This is a genomic window from Mesorhizobium sp. M7A.F.Ca.AU.001.01.1.1 (assembly GCF_004022735.1).
GTDB classification, from domain to species: domain Bacteria; phylum Pseudomonadota; class Alphaproteobacteria; order Rhizobiales; family Rhizobiaceae; genus Mesorhizobium; species Mesorhizobium ciceri.
On the sequence record NZ_RZPF01000685.1, the window covers coordinates 1 to 3,534 of the forward strand.

A 3,534-nucleotide genomic window follows, 5' to 3' on the forward strand; every position below is an offset into this window, starting at 1 on the left:
GTCCTCCCTGTTCAAATCCGAAGTGGTCGTCGCCGATCTCGATCTGGCTTTCGGCACCGCCAACATCAATTTCGACCAGGATCCGGCGCAAGGCATCGCCGAGGCGGTGTTTTCACCGGAACGCATCGATGAAGTCTATCTCGACCGGCTGCTGACCCAGTGCGCCGAGCATCTGTCGCTGCTGGCGGCGCCTTCGACGCTCGAACGGGTCTATGATTTCGATCCAGAGGCCTTCGTTCAGCTCATCGACACCGCCCAGCGCAGCGTGCCGCTTCTGGTGCTCGACGTCCCCCATGCCTGGACGGGCTGGACCAAGAACACCTTGGTCAAGGCCGACGAGATCGTCATCACCGCGACACCGGAACTTGCCAATCTGCGCAACACCAAGAACCTCATCGATATGCTCAAGCGGCTTCGTCCCAATGATCCGCCGCCCAAGCTGATCATCAACCAGGCCGGCGTCCCGAAACGCCCGGAGATTTCGCCGGCCGATTTCGCCGAGCCGCTCGGTCTGTCGCCAATGTCGGTCATTGCTTTTGATCCCTTGCTGTTCGGCAATGCCGCCAACAACGGACGCATGCTTGGCGAAATGGATGCCAAGAACCCGATCGTCGCAATGATCAACGAAATGGCGCATGTGCTGACCGGGCGCAGCGAAATCAAGATCAGGAAGAAGGCCGGGCTCGGCAGCCTGCTCGGCAAGCTCTCGCGCAACAAGAAGTGACGCTTCAGCAGTGGAATCGGTAGTCGATCATGTTTGGTAAAAGAGGCAGCGACGACGGCAACCGGTTCACGCCGGAATTTCGCCAGCCAGCACCGGCGCCTGTTGCGCCACCGGCTGCAGGTTCCGTGGACACGGCGGTTCTGACACGGCCCGCGGCGCCAAGCGCGCCTGTCGCGCCGCCGGCGCGCCGTGCGGTCGAGGCACCGCCATTGGCGCCTGAGCCGAAGCGGGCACAGCGCGAAAAAAGCGAAACCTATTACGATACCAAGAGCCAGGTCTTCTCCGCACTCATCGACACCATAGATCTGTCGCAGCTTTCCAAGCTTGATCCTGAAAGTGCGCGCGAGGAAATCCGCGATATCGTCAACGACATCATCGCGATCAAGAACTTCGCAATGACGATCGCCGAGCAGGAAGAGCTGCTCGAGGACATCTGCAACGACGTGCTCGGCTATGGGCCGCTCGAGCCGCTGCTCGCCCGCGACGACATCGCCGACATCATGGTCAACGGCTCCAGGAACGTCTACATCGAGGTCAACGGCAAGGTCGAACAGACCGGCATCCGCTTTCGGGACAACCAGCAGCTCCTCAACATCTGCCAGCGCATCGTCAGCCAGGTTGGCCGCCGCGTCGACGAATCCAGCCCGATCTGCGACGCGCGCCTCCCCGATGGCTCGCGCGTCAACGTCATCGCGCCGCCGCTCTCCATCGACGGCGCCACGCTCACCATCCGCAAATTCAAGAAGGACAAGCTGACGCTCGACCAACTGGTCAAGTTCGGCGCCATCTCGCCGCAGGGCGCCGAAGTTCTCAAGATCATCAGCCGTGTTCGCTGCAACATCGTGATCTCGGGCGGTACCGGTTCGGGCAAGACCACGCTGCTCAATTGCCTGACCAACTATATCGACCGCGAGGAGCGCGTCATCACCTGCGAAGACTCGGCCGAGCTGCAATTGCAGCAGCCGCATGTGGTGCGCCTCGAAACCCGCCCGCCCAATCTGGAGGGTGAGGGTGAGGTGACGATGCGCGACCTGGTCAAGAACTGCCTGCGCATGCGGCCCGAGCGCATCATCGTCGGCGAAGTGCGCGGACCCGAAGTGTTCGATCTTCTGCAGGCGATGAACACCGGCCATGACGGCTCGATGGGAACGATCCACTCGAACAGCCCGCGCGAATGCCTGAACCGCATTGAATCCATGATTGCCATGGGTGGTTATTCGCTGCCGCAGAAGACAGTGCGCGAAATCGTCGTCGGCTCCATCGACGTGATCATCCAGGCAGCGCGCCTGCGCGACGGATCGCGCCGCATCACCCACATCACCGAGGTGATCGGGATGGAAGGCGACGTTATCATCACGCAGGATATCGTCCTCTACAACATCAAGGGTGAGGACGCCAACGGCCGGCTGTTGGGTGAGCACGTATCGACCGGCATCGGCCGTCCGCATTTCTGGGAGCGTGCACGCTATTACGGCGAGGAGCAGCGTCTCGCCATTGCGCTCGAGGCGATGGAGAAACGCGCTGACTGACGTCTGCTGGGGTGTAAGGGTTCGGGCCAATGTTTGGAATTGACGGCACAGTACTGGCGTTTGTCGTGCTCGCCGGCTTCAGCGCCGGCGCCGTCGCTTATGCATTTCTGTTCACCCGGATCAGCAACGAGAAACAGGTCGGCAAGCGGCTCGAAACAATCAGGACCGCCGAGACGGATCGCTCCGTCGTCAAGGCCTCGCGCGACCGCGTGGCGGAAGCCGCCAAGCGGCGCAAATCGGTTCAGGATTCTCTCAACGAACTCGACGCCAAGCAGAAAACCAAGGACAGCCGCGTCAAGAAGCCGCCGCTGAAAGCCCAGCTTCGTCAGGCCGGCCTCAAGACCACCATCGAGCGTTTCTATATATATTCCGCAATATGCGGCATCGTTTTGACGATGGCCGCTTTCGTGGCCGGAGCCCCGCTGATCGCCTTGCCGGGCGTGCTGCTGGCCGGGGGGCTGGGCCTGCCGCGCTGGTTCGTCACGTTTCGCCGCGCCCGCCGGGTCAAGGCATTCCTCAACGAATTTCCAAACGCGCTCGACATCATCGTGCGCGCGGTCAAATCCGGCCTGCCGCTGAACGATGCCGTGCGCCTGATCGCCAACGAATCGCCCGAACCCGTGAAGACCGAGTTTCGCCGCATCGTCGATTCACAGCAGATGGGCCTCTCTATCCCCGACGCGACCTTGCGCATGCCCGAAACCATGCCTTGCACCGAGGCAAGCTTCTTCGGCATCGTTATCCAGATTCAATCGCAAGCCGGCGGGAATCTCTCCGAGGCGCTGGGCAATCTTTCGCGCGTGCTTCGCGATCGCAAGAAGATGAAAGCCAAGGTCGCGGCGCTGTCGATGGAAGCGAAGGCATCCGCCGCGATCATCGGTGCGCTGCCCTTCATCGTCGCCTTTCTCGTCTACCTGTCGAGCACGGCCTACCTGATGCCGCTCTTCAACACCAGCGTCGGAAACCTGATCCTTGGTTGCTCTGCGGTCTGGATGTCGATCGGCATCCTGGTGATGCGCAAGATGATGAACTTCGAAGTCTAGGATGCTGGCATGACCGAGCAAGTCATCAAGACCCTGACGGATCCGAGCTTCCTGATCGCGATGCTGGTCGCGATAGCGGTGTTTGCGACCGTCTTCACCTTGCTGCCGGCGTTTGGCGGAAACCAGCTCAAGTCACGCATGAAATCCGTTGCGCTGGAGCGCGACGAACTGCGTGCGCAACAGCGCGCCCGGCTTGCGGTCGAGGCCGACCGCCGTCGCAAGGGCTTGCGTGAGGAAC

At 61.5% G+C, this 3,534-nt stretch carries 3 protein-coding genes and 1 pseudogene; all 4 read left to right on the forward strand.

Annotated elements, in window-relative coordinates:
• The coding region (locus EN884_RS29780; RefSeq protein ID WP_206617670.1) for a CpaE family protein at positions 1-724 on the forward strand (724 nt) is incomplete at its 5' end.
• A gap of 29 nt (positions 725-753) precedes the next feature.
• On the forward strand, positions 754-2,253 hold the full coding sequence (locus EN884_RS29785; RefSeq protein ID WP_013533680.1) for a CpaF family protein: 1,500 nt from the start codon (positions 754-756) through the stop codon (positions 2,251-2,253).
• 29 nt (positions 2,254-2,282) lie between these two features.
• Positions 2,283-3,296 (forward strand): type II secretion system F family protein, encoded by a 1,014-nt coding sequence (locus EN884_RS29790; RefSeq protein WP_128360908.1) that lies wholly within the window; start codon positions 2,283-2,285, stop codon positions 3,294-3,296.
• A gap of 9 nt (positions 3,297-3,305) precedes the next feature.
• Positions 3,306-3,534 (forward strand): annotated as a pseudogene (locus EN884_RS29795) (type II secretion system F family protein); the annotation flags it as partial.

Bases quoted from the DNA above. Each gene is read 5' to 3' on its own strand.
- EN884_RS29785 (WP_013533680.1), top strand. From the start codon at position 754: ATGTTTGGTAAAAGAGGCAGCGACGACGGCAACCGGTTCACGCCGGAA.
- EN884_RS29790 (WP_128360908.1), top strand. From the start codon at position 2,283: ATGTTTGGAATTGACGGCACAGTACTGGCGTTTGTCGTGCTCGCCGGC.